Source organism: Exiguobacterium sp. s75, assembly GCF_018617145.1.
Classification (GTDB): Bacteria; Bacillota; Bacilli; order Exiguobacteriales; family Exiguobacteriaceae; genus Exiguobacterium; species Exiguobacterium profundum.
The window spans coordinates 848,915-864,429 of the sequence record NZ_JACSJQ010000001.1 but is presented as its reverse complement, the minus strand read 5'-3'; the positions used below and the strand labels follow the sequence as shown (position 1 = coordinate 864,429).

Genomic DNA, 15,515 nt, shown 5'->3' with positions numbered 1-15,515 from the left:
ATATTGCACGAAAACGGTTCTGTTTTTTCGTGAAAGACCGTTCGTTTATTTCATTCTGAAATCACCGGAGGAGGAAGCTAAAATGACAAAAGATGTCGATTTGTTAGTAATAGGAGCAGGATCTGGAGGTTATGTGGCGGCCATACGGGCGGCCCAGTTGGGGAAAAAAGTGGTTCTGGTAGATAAAGCAGAACTAGGGGGCGTTTGCCTTAACCGGGGGTGTATCCCATCAAAAGCTCTTATTAGTGCGTCTGAGCGGGTAAAACATATTCAACACGCCAGTGCAATGGGCATCAAGGTTTCTGGTGAAGTTCAAGTAGATATGCCGGAAGTAGTAAAGTGGAAAGACGGCATCGTGAATAAGTTAACCAGCGGGGTTAAGACCTTACTGAAAGGCAATGGAGTAGAGGTAATCAGTGGAGAAGCCTATCTTACTAAACCCTATACGGCTAAAATCAAAATGAATAACGAAGAACAAGTATATTCCTACAAAGATTTAATCCTTGCGATAGGATCTTTGCCTTTCGAACTAAAAAGTATGCCATTTGATAAAAAAGAATCATTTCTTCCACTGAGGCATTGGTGCTGCAGGAAGTACCAAAACATTTAGTTGTGGTAGGCGGTGGTTATATTGGTTTGGAGCTGGGCACTGCTTATGCCAAATTCGGATCAAAAGTGACCATTCTCGAAGGGTCCAACACGATTCTTCCAGGTACCGATCCTATGCTTACAAATGTGGTAAAACGGCATCTAAAAGAACTAGGTATCACAGTTGTAACCAATGCTCTGGTCCAAGGCGGAGAAAACACAGGGGATGAAGTAAAAGTTCGTGTACAGGTTGATGGCAAGGAAGAAGTGGTTAACGGAGATTATTGCTTAGTTTCTATAGGAAGAAAGCCGAACACAGGGAAAATTGGGTTGGAAAATATCGGAGTAGAATTAGACGAGCGTGGTTTTATTAAGATAAATGAGAAATGCCAGACAAACGTGGAGCATGTTTATGCAATAGGTGACTGTGCTGGCGGATACCTCCTTGCCCATAAAGCTAGCTACGAAGGAAAAGTAGCTGCAGAAGTGATTAGCGGACAAAACAGCATCATTGATTTTCAAGCCATGCCTTTTGTTATCTTCAGTGATCCTGAAGTTGCCTACACAGGATTAACAGAGAAAGAAGCAAAAGAACAGGGATACGAAACGGTTTCCAGCCGTTTTCCATTCCAAGCGAACGGAAGGGCATTATCTGTTTCAGATGCAGATGGCTTTGTGCAGATTGTAGCCGAGAAGAACAGCAAAAGGGTGTTAGGCGCACAGATGGTAGGACCAGAAGTATCGTCGCTTATTGCTGAAGCAGTTTTTGCCATTGAATCTGGAGCAACTGCCGAAGATCTAAGCCTTACAATCCATGCCCATCCAACGTTGCCTGAGCCATTGATGGAAGCGGCGGAAGGTGTGATGGGGCACGCCATTCACATGCTGAATAAAAAGAAATAATGTGAATGCAGCAGACCGGCACTTTTCATAAGTGCAGGTTAAACTTTTCATTTAATGGAGTGGGGGAATTAATGGACATTTTGTTTTACGTCCTAACTGCGGCTTTCGCAAATGTCCTGGGTGGCTTTGTGATCTTTCTTAAAAAAAATTGGTCTAGAAGGGGCTTAAATGGCTTAATGGCGCTGAGCGCCGGGATACTTTTCGCTATTGCGATTATGGATTTAATACCAGAAGCATTAGAAATTCAGGAATCCAGTGCCCTATATATTGTTATTGGATTTGGTTTGATCTTTTTGTTCCAGCAGTTTCTTGCACCCCATTTTCATTTCGGAGAAGAGACTCATAAACATTCTCATTCTCAAAGCACAACCTTTAGTGCTTTATTGGGCATGCTGGTTCACACGTTTTTTGATGGTGTCTCTATTGTAGCCAGTTTCAAAATAGACGAGAGAATAGGATTTGTTGTATTGATTGCTGTATTAATACATAAAATTCCGGATGGTTTAACGATTTCTTCCATCGTATTTGCAAGCTTTGAAAGCAAGAAGAAGGCGATAGGAGCATCTTTCTTATTGGGTCTATCAACGATAACAGGCGCGATCGCAGCCGTGTCTCTAACACAATTTTTTATGGTAGATAGCAGCATCCTCGCGATAGCTCTTTCCATTACAGCAGGAATATTTCTATACATATCTACCGTTGACTTGCTGCCTGTTGTTAGTGCCACTGAAGACAGAGTCGTTATTCTTTTCTTTTTTGTAGGGATATTGCTATATTTTGCTCTTCACTGGATAGGGGAGCTACTTCCCGTATATTTACACTAAGCAGGGGAGAACCTATTCATAACATTCAAACATACGTGTGAATGTTTTAATAACTTACCATGGAGTTGATAAAAGTGGCTTTGACTATTATTTCCGCAATTGGGGCTTTCTTAGTAACCAATATTGATGATATTTTTGTTTTGATGCTGCTGTTCTCTCAGGCAAATGCACAGGCTAGAGCGACTGGCGGTTTAAAGATGAACGCGCAGACAAAGAGTAACCGGATCTACCCTAAAGATATAGTCATTGGGCAATACTTAGGTTTTGCCTTGCTGGTTTTGATCAGTCTTTTGGGAACTTTTGGCGTCATGTTGATTCCAGAAAAATGGGTTGGATTGCTTGGTTTAATTCCGATCTATTTAGGGATTAAACTGTTTATTAAGGGTGAAGATGAAGATGAAGGTGCGATCCTCTCCAGTTTAAACTCAGGGAGATTTAACAAACTATTTATGAGTGTAGCCTTCATCACATTCGCTAATGGCGGGGACAATATCGGCATCTATGTGCCTTATTTTACAACTTTAAGTGTGAATGAACTGGTAATTACGGTTATTATCTTCTTTATAATGGTTGCTGTCTGGTGTTTTGTAGGATATCGTTTAGCTTCCTTCAGACATGTTTCTGAAGTTTTGGAGAAATACGGAAGATGGATTATCCCTATAGTCTTTGTTGGATTAGGGGTATACATCATGGCAGAGAACGAAACGTTTAGTGCCCTTTTGAGTTTAATAAATTATTAAAAAATAATCTGAACTGCCCCCCGTCAAGTAGACAGTGGAAATAATAAAAGTGATTTAAGCGGCTTTCGCTCTATATTCTTTAGGGCTGAGGCCGTTTAATCGTTTTTGGTATCTTTCGTGATTATAAAAATAGATGTACTCATTTATGGCAATGTTAAGTTCTTCAAAGGTCTGATACTTATGTAAATAATACTTTTCACATTTTAACGTGCCGAAAAAAGATTCCATTGGTCCATTATCAATACAGCGACCAACCCGTGACATACTTTGAGTCATTCCTGCCGCCTCTAATTTACGCTTGAACGCCTTAGAGGTGTATTGGAATCCACGATCACTATGAATCAGTGGGTGTTCTTGATGCAATCGTACGATTGCCTGGTCAAGCGTTTTAAATACCAGTTGATTATTATTAGAGTGTCCCAGCACATAGCTAATAATGGATCCGTCATAAAGATCACGAATCACACTTAGATAGGCCTTCTTAGATAGGCCATATTTAAATTCTGTCACATCCGTTACCCATTTCTCATTCGGCTTTTTAACTGTGAATTCACGGTTTAATACGTTCTCTGCCACATGTTGTGGTGACGACTTTTTGTGCCGTTTTCGCTTCTGGCGGATGACCGAACGGATCTCATGGATACGCATGAGACGATAGATGCGCTTCTCATTGTATGCCGGCAGGTCATGCTGGCGTCGTCTCAGAGCTATCCAAGGGTGTAGAAGTGATGCATGTCCATTGGCTCATCAAGTATCGTTTCGAGGATTGGGGAGTCTCTGAAGACGGGGCATGGGAGAAGGAATGGTGATCCGGGCTCATGCGTGAGCGTCTAACGCTTCTTGGCGAAGTGGCTCATCGCAACGCTCCCCCTTAAAAACCATCATTCCACTTTCATAAAGACAAGTGATGATTCAGCCCTGATAATATCTTCTGCATACCTCACTTTAGGAGTACTCGAATAGGGTTACTTTTAGAACGGATGTAAATAGCTCTTTCAAAGCCTCCAATGGGAAAGACGGTGGATATGTCATCACTGTTTCAACTTGGATTGTCTGATCCGCCACATCATCGACGTCATAAACGCTGTCCATCCACCGAGTACTAGGATATAAATTCCTAAGAATAATACGAATGCCCCATAGTCTTCGAGCTCTTCGAATGGATTCCGAATGATCATCGGTTCGGATAACATGCCGACCACCATCAATGGAATGAAGAATAGAAAGAAACGTTTCCGAAAGTAGTGTTTGTACGGTTGTGTCAATGTCTGCTCCATATTCGTATCTCCTCAATTGAATTACACTTATTTACATATATGATAGCATGTTCTCATTTGAGGTTGGATGAAGAATCATTCTTTTTTCAGCCGATTGCAAATGCAAAGAGGGTGGTCGATTCATTCAGCCACCCTTCAGTCTGTTCATTCACTTGATCCAGTCAGTTCTCCCGTCCCGAACGTCGCGCTGAACGCACGGCACCAGATGACGACGGTGTTGTACTCTTCTAGATTCACATCCTTAGGGATCAAATAGTTTTGATTCCCGATGTTTCCTTTTAAGGCCCCTAGACTGACGCCTTCGGTCGTCTCCTGTCCTGGTTTCGTCAAATAGACGAATAAATCAGGACCGTTTGTCGTCTCAAATTCTTCAAATCGGAGGTACGTCCCGTCTTCTGCCTCGACCGAGCGGATTGTGCCGGTCGTCTTATAGTTTTTCTCCCCGTCCATGAACACACCCGCTACTTCGGTTGGACTCGGTTGTGCTTCCGGTGTCTCGGACGTCTCTTGATCTGATTCCTCTTCCTCTGGAGCTGGTGATTCGACTGCTGTCGACTGCAATCCTTCATCGACCGTCCCGGTTAAGAATAGTGGGGAGATGAGCCATCAGGCAACAGCGATTACGGCTACGCCAATCACACCGATGATGAGTTTCGTACTTGTTTTCATATATGAGTCCTCCTTTTCGGTTGTATGAACCGTTATTTCCCGTTTCCCGATTAATGTGCTAATTAAAAGACGCGAATGCTAACATTCGCGTCTGATGACCGTTATACGGTTTCCGTCCAGTTTTCCTCGATGAACTCGTCGCGTCCCGAGATGGCCCGGTCTTCCTTATAATGCTTCGGATTCTTTTTATGATAATCCTGATGGTAGTCTTCTGCAGCGAAGAACGTCGTCGCCGGAATGATTTTCGTGACGATCGGAGCCGAGAAGCGACCACTTGCTGCCAACACATCGCGACTCGCCTCAGCCGCGATATGTTGTTCTTCCGTGTGATAGAAGATGGCTGGGGCATACTGAGGTCCCCGGTCTTGGAATTGACCACCATCGTCCGTCGGGTCTGTCTGAATCCAATACAGCTCAAGAAGACGTTCATACGAGAATAATGCTGGATCATATGTGATTTGAACGACCTCGAGGTGCCCCGTTGTCCCGGTTTTCACTTGTTCATACGTCGGATTGTCTACCTGTCCGCCCATATAGCCGGATACGATGCCTTCAATCCCTGGTAATTCTTCAAATGGTGTCACCATGCACCAAAAACAGCCGCCTGCGAATGTTGCTTTTTCCATACTGTCGTTCCCTCCAAATCGTCATTCAACAAAAAAGCGCTCACGTCGGATGACATGAGCGCTTTCGTCATATCGTCCAAGGTTTCCCTTGCTGGTCGTAGCACCTTGCCTAAGGCAGGTTGCTGTGAAGTCGCGGAGCCAGATCTCTCGTTCACTCTTGATATCGATATGTAGTTGGTGAGAGCATCATACCACCCTCAAAATACATTCGTCAATGATTCGGTTTTCGTTTCAACTGAAAAACCGTCAAGACGATGATGAATCCAATCAACCCGATGGAAATGAGCGTACCATACGGCACATTCTCCCCATATAGCTGTAAGAAAAATAGACCGAATACGGCAAGTAACACAAAGACATAGGAGCGAGTCATTGGGACCTCCTGTTTTTTCTTAAGTGTATCAAGAACACATCGACTTGGCGATACGAAAAGGAAATCAGACGTAGAGCACGAATAAAGGGGGAGAGGTAAAGGAGGAATGCTTGATGGAACAAATCCAATTACATGAACTGACGATTGAACGTGCGCATCGTGGGTATAAAGAAGGACAATTCACGGCGAGAGACGTGACCGCCTACTATTTAGGACGGATTGCGACGTATAATGAACGACTTCACGCCGTCATTCAAGTCAATCCGGACGCGCTGTTCGAGGCAGAGGCAGCAGACCGGGCCTACAGAAAAGGGGTACGCAAACCGCTACTCGGCATCCCCGTCTTGATCAAGGACAATATCGAGACTACCGGTCTGATGCGAACGACTGCAGGTGCTACCGCGATGCGACATCATTTCGCCGGTCGAGATGCCGAACTCGTCAAACGGTTACGGGCTGATGGCGCCATCATCCTCGGGAAGGCGAACTTGTCTGAGTGGGCGAACTTTTTAACAGAAAATATGCCGAACGGCTGGAGTGCCGTCGGTGGACAGACGATGAACCCATACGGCGACGGGTTGGATGTCGGTGGGTCAAGCTCAGGGTCGGCTTCGGCGGTCGCGGCAAACCTTACACTTCTCGCAGTCGGATCTGAGACGAGCGGTTCAATCGTCCATCCGAGTGTCCATAACAGCATCGTCGGGATCAAGCCGACCGTCGGATTGATCAGTCGCTCCGGAATCATCCCGATCTCACGTTCTCAAGATACGGCGGGACCGATGGCGCGTACGCTTCGTGATGCGGTCATCGCCTTACAATCGATGTGCGGTGAGGATGAATCAGACCCGGCGACGTGGGAAACTCCAGTCGGACCGCCTTATGTGACATGTCTCGATGTGAGGCAAGCGGTCGGGATGCGTGTCGGATTTATCAAGCCAAATATTTCAGACGAAGAAGTCGGATTGTATGAGGGGGCGCTCCGATTGCTACGGCAAGCCGAGGTCGAACTCGTCGAGGTCACGCTACCAAAGCATGAGGCGCTAGGGCAGGCGGACATCCTGTTCGACGAATTCAAGCTCGGGGTCGAGGCGTATCTTGCCAATACGACCGTGCCGTTTAAAACGCTATCCGACCTGATCGAGTGGAATGCCGAACATCCCGAATCGATTCCGCACGGCCAGACCATCTTTGAAGAAGCGAACGCTAAATCTGGGAAACTGACTGAAGCGAGCTATCTCGATCGTCGCATCGAGGACGTCCGTCTCGCGAAAACGGAAGGGATTGACGCATTGCTTGCGTCGCATAAACTCGATGCACTCGTCCTTCCACATGACATGAACTATGACATGGCTGCAAAAGCAGGTCATCCGACCATTACAATCCCATATCATTTGAAAAAGAGCGGTGCCCCATTCGGTCTCTCGTTCACGGGGACGTGCTATGCGGAGCGTGATTTAATCCGAGTCGCTTATGCGTTCGAACAGTTCGTCACACGACCGACGCCTCCAGATTATTCGTAAGTTGCACCCGTCTCTCACGTCCGCTACAATGGTACGTATGCGGATTAGAGAAAGGACAGATTACAATGAAATCATCTATATACGGGTTGACGTTCGATCAACTCACAAACGAGTGTACGGAAGCGGGATACGGTGCCTTCCACGCACGTCAAGTTTGGGACTCGCTCTACATCGACCGGGTCAAATCGATGGACGACCTCAACGTACGTGACGAGGTGCGCGATTACTTAACAGAAAAATATGTCATCTCGACACAAGAACTGTTCGTCAAACAAGAAGCGGGCGACGGGACGGTCAAATTCTTACTTAAATTACATGACGGGCACTACATCGAGACGGTGCTCATGCGTCACAAATACGGACGTTCGGTCTGTGTGACGACTCAGGTCGGTTGTAACATCGGCTGTAGCTTCTGTGCGAGTGGCTTGTTGAAAAAGACGCGTGACTTGACGGCGGGTGAGGTCGTCGAGCAGATCATGACCGTCCAACACTTCCTCGATGAAGAGGGTGAAGGGGACCGCGTCAGCCATATCGTCGTTATGGGAATCGGTGAACCGTTCGATAACTTCGACAACTTGGTCGACTTCTTGCGTGTCGTCAAAGATGAGCGTGGACTTGCGATCGCTCCGCGTAAGATCAACGTGTCGACGAGTGGTCTCGCGGATAAGATCTACAAGTTCGCAGACCTTGATCTACGCATCAACTTGGCGCTCTCTCTACACGCGCCAAACGATGAATTACGTACTCGCATCATGAAAATCAACCGGGCGTTCCCGCTTGATAAACTCATGCCGTCGATTCGCTATTACGTCGAGAAGACGAACAAACGAATCACATTCGAATATATCCTGCTCTCGAAAGTGAACGATTTGCCGGAACATGCGGAAGAACTCGCCGACTTGATCGAAGACATCAAAGACAAGTCATACGTCAACTTGATTCCATATAACCCGGTCAACGAGCACATCCAATATGAGCGAAGCACGCCTGAGGACATCATGGCGTTCTACGACATCTTGAAAAAGCGTGGCGTCAACACTGGTGTCCGTCTCGAGCACGGGACAGACATCGATGCGGCATGTGGACAACTCCGCAGTAAGCATATGAACGTCGAAGGCGCGAAGTAAACAAATGGCCTCTCCGAATCTCGGGGAGGCCATTCGTTTATCGTTTTTGCCCGACGTATTGAATCACAGCGGATTCGCCGTGATGGAGCGTGCCTTCTTCTCGCCAGACGACCGTCTCATGTAAGACGAGCGGTACGAAATCGTCCCCTAGTTGGTGGAACATCTCTTCGGTGTAAAGGAATGAGGCGTCGTTTGGTCCACCTGTCCCGTAAGCGAGTTGATGTGTAGCGTAGACTTCACTCAGGAACAAACCACCAGGTCGAAGCGTTTGTTGAATACCCGTAAACACCTTTTCTCTGACGTGTGGAGGAAAGTGGCCAAAGATACAGATGACCATGTCATACGCCTTGTTTGGCCAATCGGCTTCATTCAAGTCGATCTGTTTCGTCTGAATGGACACGTTTCGTGACGTCGCCAAGCGTTTCGCTTTGTCGATCCCTGCTATAGAAACGTCCCATATCTCGACTTCAAAGCCGAGCGTGGCGAGCCACACCGCGTTTCGCGCCCTCCGCGATGGCCAATACACGTTTTCTTTCAGGTTGATGAGACGTGACCCATTCGCGTAAAAATTCGTTTGGCTCTGTCCCATACACATACTCTTCCGAACTAAATCGTTCATCCCATTTCGACAAGCCATTCACTCCCTCGCTACGTTTCTTTCACTATAGCAAAACGAACAGACGACGGTGAAAATCCATCACGATTTTCTGGATTCATGCATAGTCCCGATGCGAGAGGGGAATAGATTTCTGAACTAATGGATAGAGTGGAGGCTAAGTGATGGAGAAAGTAGATGCGTCGTTGTGGATTCGTGTACGAAATACGCTTGGTGAAGGTCCGTGTTGGGATGCTGAGTTAAAGCGGTTTTATTGGGTAGATATCGAAGATCATACATTGTGGTGGTATGATGAACGTGAGGATGAAATCTCGTCGTTTGAAGTCAGGAAACAAGTCGGTTTCGTTATTCCAAAAGTGACGGATGGCGTTGTCCTCGGCTTGAAGGATGGCATTTATGAATGGGATGAGATCAATCGGGACTTGAAGAAGATTGTCGAGTTGGATGATCCGGACGGTCAATTGCGGTTCAATGACGGAAAAGCCGATCCATACGGTCGAATTTTCGCCGGAACACTTCATCTCGAAGACAAAGAGAATCAAGCGACATTGTATCGTGTCGATCGGGATGGTACGACGACGACACTTATGGATGAGCTCACACTTTCGAACGGGTTGACGTGGTCTCCTGACCATTCCGTTTTTTATCATATCGATACACCGACTGAAACGATTCGCCAATATGATTTCGATTTGAAGGCGGGTACGTTATCAAATGGAAAGGTCGTCATCGATTTCGCGGACGAGGATGGCTTCCCAGACGGTATGACATCAGATACGGAAGGATGTTTATGGATTGCGCATTACGCCGGAAGCAAAGTATCTCGCTGGAATCCATCAACCGGTGAAAAGCTGTTAGAAGTTCACGTTCCTGCACCGAATGTCACATCCTGCGCCTTCATCGGGGATGGGCTCAATCGATTGGCCATCACGACGGCTCGTGAGGGGATGGATGAGGAAGCGTTAGCCGAATATCCGGATGCTGGATCGGTATTTATCATCGATACAGAGGTGAAAGGGATGCCGCTTTATCGCTTTGGGCGTTGAGGAGGACATGCAATGGTGAAACGACTGTTAGTTCGAGCGGGTATTGGGTTGGCAGTTGCGGCAGCGGTCAAGATGGGAATTCAAAAGTTGCAAGAAAATCGAGCGCGGGAAGAAGATCATTCTTATCTCGACCCGAAATGGGACGAGGTGCCGAGTGTCGATTCTGACAAGGACGTGGATGAGGTCGGGTTGACGCAACTCGACTCCATCTATCGGGCGGAGTGGCAAGCGAACGCCTATCCCCGCTCGGAAGCAGAACGAAAAGCGTTGGAAGAATAAAAGCATGTTTTTCAAAACACGTCCGTGTGGCGTGTTTTTTTTGTTGACAAATCGAATCAGTCGTTACAGTATATAAAAAGTAATGATTACGATTTAAAGGAGGTTCATCAATATGAAACGAATTCCAATTACCGTACTCTCGGGTTATCTTGGTAGCGGAAAGACGACACTGCTCAACCACATCTTACATAACCGGGAAGATAAAAAATATGCGGTCATCGTGAACGATATGAGCGAGTTGAACATCGATGAGAAATTGATTGAACAGGGTGGTTTCTCCCGTACCGATGAAAAATTAGTCGAACTCCCGAACGGGTGCATCTGTTGTACCCTACATGAGGATTTGCTGACAGCGGTCTATGAGTTGACAAACGATCGTGACCTCGATGGCATCATCATCGAGTCTTCTGGGATTTCAGAACCGATTCCCGTTGCGCAGACGTTCACGTATGCCGATGATGCGCTCGGAATCGATTTGACGAGCCGTGTCTATATCGATGCGATGGTCACTGTCGTCGATGCGTACCGCTTCTTCAAAGATTTCAATTCTGGTGAATCGCTCATGGAACGTCAACAAGCCGTCGATACAGGTGACGTACGTGAAGTCGTCGACCTACTCGTCGATCAAGTCGAATTTGCGGATATCATCGTGTTGAATAAGGCAGACCGGGTGTCTGGAGCGGAACTGCAGGAGATGAAGGGGCTACTTAAGACACTCAACCCGAGCGCGCGATTATTGACTTCAACATACTCCGACGTAGCGTTAGACGATCTACTCGACGTCCAGTTGTTCGATTTCGATCAGGCGATGCGTGCGGCGGGATGGATTCAAGAACTTGAGGCAGAAGAACATACGCCGGAAACGGAGGAGTATGGCATCAGCTCGTTCGTCTACCGTCGTCGTCTACCGTTCCACCCTGAGCGCTTGATGAATTGGATGGAGCACTATCCTGAAGAAATCGTCCGTGCCAAAGGCTTCTTGTGGATCGCGTCACGGAACGACCTTGCCTGTCTCTTCTCCCAGGCCGGATACGCATCGACGCTCGAACATGCCGGTCGTTGGTTAGCGACCCTTCCCGAGAGTGAACGAGAGGCCATGTTCGTCTCAGAACCTGAGCTGCGTGAAGATTACATCGAGCCGTACGGAGACCGACAGAACGAATTGGTCCTTATCGGTCAACGGATGGACCGGGAGGCGGTCGAGCAATCACTTGACGCCTGCTTGTTGACGGATGAGGAGATGGTAGCGGAGTGGGATTCGTTCCATGACCCACTTCCTGGTACTGGCCAACTCGTCACCTATTCAGATTGACCGTTTACAAACTGACGAAACATCGCTATACTGTGACTGCATAAGTAACCGCATATCAATGACTGCACTAGGGGTGCTTCGGCTGAGATGTGAGCATGGCTCCGATCCCTTATAACTCGATCCAGGTAATACTGGCGTGAGGAAGTGCGGCACTTTCTCTATGCAAGTTTGTATAGATTTTGTTGCTGCATTCTCATGAATGCGGCTTTTTTTATGCAAACACATATAGAGGGGGAAACAAGATGAATGAATCATGTGGCACGAGTCCGATTGTCGGATTTCGCTTCACGCTTAGCCCGATGACAGATGACTTTGTCAGGACGATCAAAGGGGCATTGAAAGAAACGAATATGACGGGTGTGTGGCGACATACGGATGACGTGTCGACCGTGATCCGAGGTCGCGCCGAGCACGTGTTCGACGTCGCACGGACCGTCTTAAGCCTGGCTTCGGAGGAAGGACGCCATGTCTCGATGAGCGGAACCTTCTCTGTCGGATGTCCGGGAGATTCGGCAGGGGATGAGGTGCTCGAGGCACCACCACAACCACTGAATGGAATTTCAAGAGAACAGTATGTCTCGTCACAGTTCGCGCTTTATCCGATGGGGGCGGAGAACTATATGGATCTCATCTATGATGAAATCGAGCAAGCGAAACAGGCGGGTGTCTATAATGACTCCATGCACTACGCGTCAGGCATTCATGGGAACTTGGATGATGTGTTCTCGTATTACGAGTCGGCGTTCAACCGGACACGCGAGAAGAATCGACACGTCGTCATGACGGTGACGTTCAGTGTGAACAGTCCGTCACATGGAGGACAACATGCTTAAATCGTGGAAATTGAAAGAGGTCGTCCTCGTCTCCGTATTGTCTGTCGTCTTTGCCGTCGTCTACTTATTGTTTGTTCATATCGGGAACTTATGGGCAGGGTTGATTGGACCGATCGCCTATGAGTGGATCTTCGGTATCTGGTTCATCGTGTCAATCATCTCGGCGTATATCATTCGGAAGCCGGGTGCGGCCTTCATCTCGGAAGTGATGGCAGCGACGATTGAAATGTTGATTGGGAATGCAATCGGACCCCGCATCATCTTGGTCGGCATCGTCCAAGGTCTTGGGGCGGAAGCAGTCTTTGCGATGACAGGTTATCGTCGATACGAGCTTTGGGTTCTCATGCTTGCTGGATTTGGCTCGGCCGTCACGAGTTTCGTGTACACTTACTTCATGAGCGGATTTGCGGTGCTCGAACCGGGATATGTGGCGACGATGTTCGGGCTGCGGGCGGTCAGTGGCATGGTCATCGCAGGAATCGGTGGGAAGTTGCTCAGTGACCTGTTGCTCAAGACGGGGTCGCTTCGTGGCTATGCGATCGCTCGGAGTGGGAACGTCCATGGTTGAGACAGAATCGCTTTCATTCCGATTCCCCGAAAGTCTGGACACCATCTTAAAAGATGTGACACTATCCATAAAACCTGGACGCACGATTTTGACAGGAGCGAGCGGAAGCGGGAAGTCGACCCTGCTCGCGCTGTTCAACCGTCTCTATCCAGAGAATTGTGATGGGATCCTGGAAGGCAGACTCGAACTACTGGGACGCTCACACGACGACTACGCACCAGGCGAGATCAATCAGCGGGTCGGGACGGTATTCCAAGACCCGGACACGCAGTTCGTGATGGAACGGGTGGAAGAGGAACTCGTCTTCACACTCGAAAATTTGCAGACGCCGGTCGAGGTCATCGATCAGCGCGTGACGGAGATTCTCGAGTCACTCCAACTGACCGATTACCGAAATCGTCACATCGATTCCTTGTCAGGAGGGGAGAAACAGCGGATCGCCGTCGCTTGCGCCATGGTCGGACAACCGGAATGGTTGCTTCTCGATGAGCCGTTGACACACCTTGACCCAATGACCGCGAATCGATTCGTCGACTGGCTCGATCACTTGGACAACGTGAACGTGATCGTTGTCGAACATCGCGCGCACTTGTGGGGAGACTTTTTTGATTGGCACATCGAACTCGATCAAGGACGGATTGTGCGGAACGAGCCGTTTCAACCGGTCGATGATTTTTCATTCACACGATCGTCATTGCCACGTCATGCAGTCGAACACTATGTGGTCGACGAGGTGGAGCGTGACACATTTCGATTAAAAGGAGTGACCCTAACAGCTCGTATCGGGGAAGTGATTGCCATATTGGGACCAAATGGGAGTGGAAAGTCGACGTTTTTACGAAGTTTGACGGAGTCTGACCGCCGGGTCGGACTCGTCCCTCAATCTCCGGAACACTTATTTTTCATGAACTCGGTCGAGCAAGAGCTACAGTTTGGTCATGAGGAATCGATTGATAACGTACTAGAGGAGCTATCCCTCGAGGATAAACGAGTCCTCCATCCATTGTCGCTCAGTCATGGACAGAAGCGACGACTCGCCGTCGGGATTCAGTTACTATCTAACAAACAGTTGCTTGCCTTCGATGAACCGACGGCTGGCCAAGATGAACCGTCACTCCATGCACTAGAGATTTTGATGAAGCAACATGCGGAAAAGGGACAGACGATCTTGTTCGTGACCCATGACTTATCGTTCGCCAATATCGCCCATACGTTCTATTTGATGAAGGACGGGGAACTCTCAGGACCATTCGGGGATGAGCTCTGGCTGGACACGGAGAGACTTCGTCATTATCGATTAACGGGAGGTCGAAAGCGATGTCACTCCATGATATGAATCCGACGATCAAGTTTGTGACGATGACGATCATCATGTTCGGGCTTGCCTTGTTTTATAACCCGTGGACCCCGCTCGTCATCATCGTCGGTACGTTGACGATTCAATTGCTGGCGACAGACGTGTCCTGGAAGAAGTGGAACCTGTTCTTGATCCCATTTCTCGTCACGGCGCTCGGGACGTTTTGGACGACGCTCGTGTTTGGGAAGGAGCTCGGGGGAGAGACGTGGGTGACGCTTCTCGGTCAAGATATCTCAAAAGAAGAGGCGCGCGTCGCTACGTCTCTTAGTCTCCGTGTATTGGCGTTCACCGTGTTGTCGCTTCTCTTCATGTTGACGACCGATTCGAAACGTTTCGTCATGAGTTTGATGCAACAGGCGAGGCTTTCACCGACGATTGCCTATAGCGCGCTCGTTGGATTCCGCTTCCTTCCGTTGATGCAACGGGAGATGTATCAGCTTCAATACGCGCATCGTCTTCGCGGCGTTCCGCTCGATACGAAATGGGAACGGATTCGACATGTACCGAAACTCCTTCTCCCGCTGTTGGCAGGTTCGATCCGACGTGCGGAACGGGTCGCCTTCTCTATGGAGGCGAGGGGTTTCACGAGTGGGAAACGGACCGTCTATGAGCGGATTGACGTCAAACCGTCCGATTACATATGGTCCGGTATATTCTTCACACTGTTTGGCCTTTCCATTTGGATCGGCATATGAAAAGACGACTCACGGAGAGTCGTCAGCTTGTTAACAAATAATATGTTCGAACTCGTCCTTCCGGCGCCAACGCTTTCCACAGGCAATCCCGGAGCCGCATCGCGACTGAAGTCGCTGCTGGGTCTCCGTTGGATTGCGTTCCTGTAGGAGTCGCGGCGCCGT

The 15,515-nt window shown here is 48.2% G+C and carries 17 protein-coding genes, 2 pseudogenes and 2 riboswitches; of the genes and pseudogenes, 13 read left to right on the top strand and 6 right to left on the bottom strand.

Going from position 1 to position 15,515, the window contains the following annotated elements:
• Positions 1–82 precede the first annotated feature (82 nt).
• The 3 genes and pseudogenes from lpdA (at position 83) to KNO68_RS04455 (ending at position 3,055) form a co-directional block, all read left to right on the top strand.
• Positions 83–1,491, top strand: a pseudogene (gene lpdA, locus KNO68_RS04465) (dihydrolipoyl dehydrogenase).
• Between the two features lie 5 nt (positions 1,492–1,496).
• Complete coding sequence (locus KNO68_RS04460; RefSeq protein WP_251024846.1) at positions 1,497–2,315, top strand: ZIP family metal transporter; 819 nt, start codon at positions 1,497–1,499, stop codon at positions 2,313–2,315.
• Positions 2,316–2,389: 74 nt separating this feature from the next.
• Positions 2,390–3,055: a CadD family cadmium resistance transporter gene (locus KNO68_RS04455; RefSeq protein ID WP_435528659.1), complete on the top strand. Its 666-nt coding sequence runs from the start codon at positions 2,390–2,392 to the stop codon at positions 3,053–3,055.
• A gap of 54 nt (positions 3,056–3,109) precedes the next feature.
• Here the strand turns inward: KNO68_RS04455 and KNO68_RS04450 are convergent.
• Positions 3,110–3,754: pseudogene (locus KNO68_RS04450) on the bottom strand (IS3 family transposase); the annotation flags it as partial.
• On the opposite strand from KNO68_RS04450, the gene KNO68_RS15010 reads away from it, so the two are divergent.
• On the top strand, positions 3,730–3,864 hold the full coding sequence (locus KNO68_RS15010) for a hypothetical protein (protein WP_285222491.1): 135 nt from the start codon (positions 3,730–3,732) through the stop codon (positions 3,862–3,864). The pseudogene KNO68_RS04450 and the gene KNO68_RS15010 overlap by 25 nt on opposite strands.
• A gap of 222 nt (positions 3,865–4,086) precedes the next feature.
• Here KNO68_RS15010 and KNO68_RS04445 read toward each other — a convergent pair whose 3' ends face one another.
• The 4 genes from KNO68_RS04445 to KNO68_RS04430 all read right to left on the bottom strand — a co-directional run bounded on the left by KNO68_RS04445 (position 4,087) and on the right by KNO68_RS04430 (position 6,000).
• Complete coding sequence (locus KNO68_RS04445; RefSeq protein ID WP_214684194.1) at positions 4,087–4,332, bottom strand: hypothetical protein; 246 nt, start codon at positions 4,330–4,332, stop codon at positions 4,087–4,089.
• Between the two features lie 144 nt (positions 4,333–4,476).
• On the bottom strand, positions 4,477–4,893 hold the full coding sequence (locus KNO68_RS04440; protein ID WP_251024845.1) for a DM13 domain-containing protein: 417 nt from the start codon (positions 4,891–4,893) through the stop codon (positions 4,477–4,479).
• 209 nt (positions 4,894–5,102) lie between these two features.
• Positions 5,103–5,627, bottom strand: coding sequence for a peptide-methionine (S)-S-oxide reductase MsrA (gene msrA / locus KNO68_RS04435; protein ID WP_214684195.1), 525 nt, complete (start codon positions 5,625–5,627; stop codon positions 5,103–5,105).
• A 67-nt stretch (positions 5,628–5,694) separates the two neighbouring features.
• A riboswitch (SAM riboswitch) is annotated at positions 5,695–5,794 on the bottom strand.
• Between the two features lie 44 nt (positions 5,795–5,838).
• Complete coding sequence (locus KNO68_RS04430; RefSeq protein WP_168169845.1) at positions 5,839–6,000, bottom strand: hypothetical protein; 162 nt, start codon at positions 5,998–6,000, stop codon at positions 5,839–5,841.
• A 113-nt stretch (positions 6,001–6,113) separates the two neighbouring features.
• Between KNO68_RS04430 and KNO68_RS04425 the strand changes: the two genes are divergently transcribed.
• The gene (locus KNO68_RS04425; RefSeq protein WP_240499830.1) at positions 6,114–7,520 is read left to right on the top strand and encodes an amidase family protein; all 1,407 of its coding nucleotides are present in this window, start codon (positions 6,114–6,116) and stop codon (positions 7,518–7,520) included.
• A gap of 65 nt (positions 7,521–7,585) precedes the next feature.
• Positions 7,586–8,647 (top strand): dual-specificity RNA methyltransferase RlmN, encoded by a 1,062-nt coding sequence (gene rlmN / locus KNO68_RS04420; protein ID WP_031423599.1) that lies wholly within the window; start codon positions 7,586–7,588, stop codon positions 8,645–8,647.
• A 37-nt stretch (positions 8,648–8,684) separates the two neighbouring features.
• On the opposite strand, the gene KNO68_RS04415 is transcribed toward rlmN, so the two are convergent.
• Positions 8,685–9,236 carry a class I SAM-dependent methyltransferase gene (locus KNO68_RS04415; RefSeq protein WP_251024844.1) on the bottom strand — a complete coding sequence of 184 codons (552 nt, stop codon included), beginning with the start codon at positions 9,234–9,236 and terminating at the stop codon, positions 8,685–8,687.
• Positions 9,237–9,427: 191 nt separating this feature from the next.
• Here KNO68_RS04415 and KNO68_RS04410 point away from each other — a divergent pair, with 191 nt between their 5' ends.
• The 7 genes from KNO68_RS04410 (at position 9,428) to KNO68_RS04380 (ending at position 15,353) form a co-directional block, all read left to right on the top strand.
• The gene (locus KNO68_RS04410; protein ID WP_078146974.1) at positions 9,428–10,309 is read left to right on the top strand and encodes an SMP-30/gluconolactonase/LRE family protein; all 882 of its coding nucleotides are present in this window, start codon (positions 9,428–9,430) and stop codon (positions 10,307–10,309) included.
• Positions 10,310–10,321: 12 nt separating this feature from the next.
• On the top strand, positions 10,322–10,588 hold the full coding sequence (locus KNO68_RS04405) for a hypothetical protein (protein WP_078146973.1): 267 nt from the start codon (positions 10,322–10,324) through the stop codon (positions 10,586–10,588).
• A gap of 112 nt (positions 10,589–10,700) precedes the next feature.
• Entirely contained in the window at positions 10,701–11,900 is a 1,200-nt protein-coding gene (locus KNO68_RS04400; RefSeq protein WP_215112139.1) for a GTP-binding protein, read from the top strand.
• A 59-nt stretch (positions 11,901–11,959) separates the two neighbouring features.
• A riboswitch (TPP riboswitch) is annotated at positions 11,960–12,060 on the top strand.
• Between the two features lie 82 nt (positions 12,061–12,142).
• The gene (locus tag KNO68_RS04395; protein WP_215112138.1) at positions 12,143–12,733 is read left to right on the top strand and encodes a YkoF family thiamine/hydroxymethylpyrimidine-binding protein; all 591 of its coding nucleotides are present in this window, start codon (positions 12,143–12,145) and stop codon (positions 12,731–12,733) included.
• Positions 12,726–13,301 carry an ECF transporter S component gene (locus KNO68_RS04390; RefSeq protein WP_215112137.1) on the top strand — a complete coding sequence of 192 codons (576 nt, stop codon included), beginning with the start codon at positions 12,726–12,728 and terminating at the stop codon, positions 13,299–13,301. The genes KNO68_RS04395 and KNO68_RS04390 overlap by 8 nt, the downstream gene beginning before the upstream one ends.
• On the top strand, positions 13,267–14,637 hold the full coding sequence (locus tag KNO68_RS04385) for an ABC transporter ATP-binding protein (RefSeq protein WP_251024918.1): 1,371 nt from the start codon (positions 13,267–13,269) through the stop codon (positions 14,635–14,637). The genes KNO68_RS04390 and KNO68_RS04385 overlap by 35 nt, the downstream gene beginning before the upstream one ends.
• A complete protein-coding gene (locus tag KNO68_RS04380; RefSeq protein WP_215112135.1) occupies positions 14,619–15,353 on the top strand; it encodes an energy-coupling factor transporter transmembrane component T family protein in 735 nt (244 codons plus the stop codon). Before KNO68_RS04385 ends, KNO68_RS04380 begins: the two co-directional genes overlap by 19 nt.
• Positions 15,354–15,515: the final 162 nt, after the last annotated feature.

Excerpts from the sequence above, each read along its gene's own strand:
- KNO68_RS04390 (WP_215112137.1), top strand. The coding sequence starts at position 12,726 with ATGCTTAAATCGTGGAAATTGAAAGAGGTCGTCCTCGTCTCCGTATTG.
- msrA (WP_214684195.1), bottom strand. The coding sequence starts at position 5,627 with ATGGAAAAAGCAACATTCGCAGGCGGCTGTTTTTGGTGCATGGTGACA.
- KNO68_RS04445 (WP_214684194.1), bottom strand. The coding sequence starts at position 4,332 with ATGGAGCAGACATTGACACAACCGTACAAACACTACTTTCGGAAACGT.
- KNO68_RS04400 (WP_215112139.1), top strand. The coding sequence starts at position 10,701 with ATGAAACGAATTCCAATTACCGTACTCTCGGGTTATCTTGGTAGCGGA.
- KNO68_RS04385 (WP_251024918.1), top strand. The coding sequence starts at position 13,267 with ATGCGATCGCTCGGAGTGGGAACGTCCATGGTTGAGACAGAATCGCTT.
- KNO68_RS04425 (WP_240499830.1), top strand. The coding sequence starts at position 6,114 with ATGGAACAAATCCAATTACATGAACTGACGATTGAACGTGCGCATCGT.
- KNO68_RS04430 (WP_168169845.1), bottom strand. The coding sequence starts at position 6,000 with ATGACTCGCTCCTATGTCTTTGTGTTACTTGCCGTATTCGGTCTATTT.
- KNO68_RS04380 (WP_215112135.1), top strand. The coding sequence starts at position 14,619 with ATGTCACTCCATGATATGAATCCGACGATCAAGTTTGTGACGATGACG.
- KNO68_RS04415 (WP_251024844.1), bottom strand. The coding sequence starts at position 9,236 with ATGGGACAGAGCCAAACGAATTTTTACGCGAATGGGTCACGTCTCATC.
- KNO68_RS04410 (WP_078146974.1), top strand. The coding sequence starts at position 9,428 with ATGGAGAAAGTAGATGCGTCGTTGTGGATTCGTGTACGAAATACGCTT.
- KNO68_RS04460 (WP_251024846.1), top strand. The coding sequence starts at position 1,497 with ATGCAGCAGACCGGCACTTTTCATAAGTGCAGGTTAAACTTTTCATTT.
- rlmN (WP_031423599.1), top strand. The coding sequence starts at position 7,586 with ATGAAATCATCTATATACGGGTTGACGTTCGATCAACTCACAAACGAG.
- KNO68_RS04395 (WP_215112138.1), top strand. The coding sequence starts at position 12,143 with ATGAATGAATCATGTGGCACGAGTCCGATTGTCGGATTTCGCTTCACG.
- KNO68_RS04405 (WP_078146973.1), top strand. The coding sequence starts at position 10,322 with ATGGTGAAACGACTGTTAGTTCGAGCGGGTATTGGGTTGGCAGTTGCG.
- KNO68_RS15010 (WP_285222491.1), top strand. The coding sequence starts at position 3,730 with ATGCCGGCAGGTCATGCTGGCGTCGTCTCAGAGCTATCCAAGGGTGTA.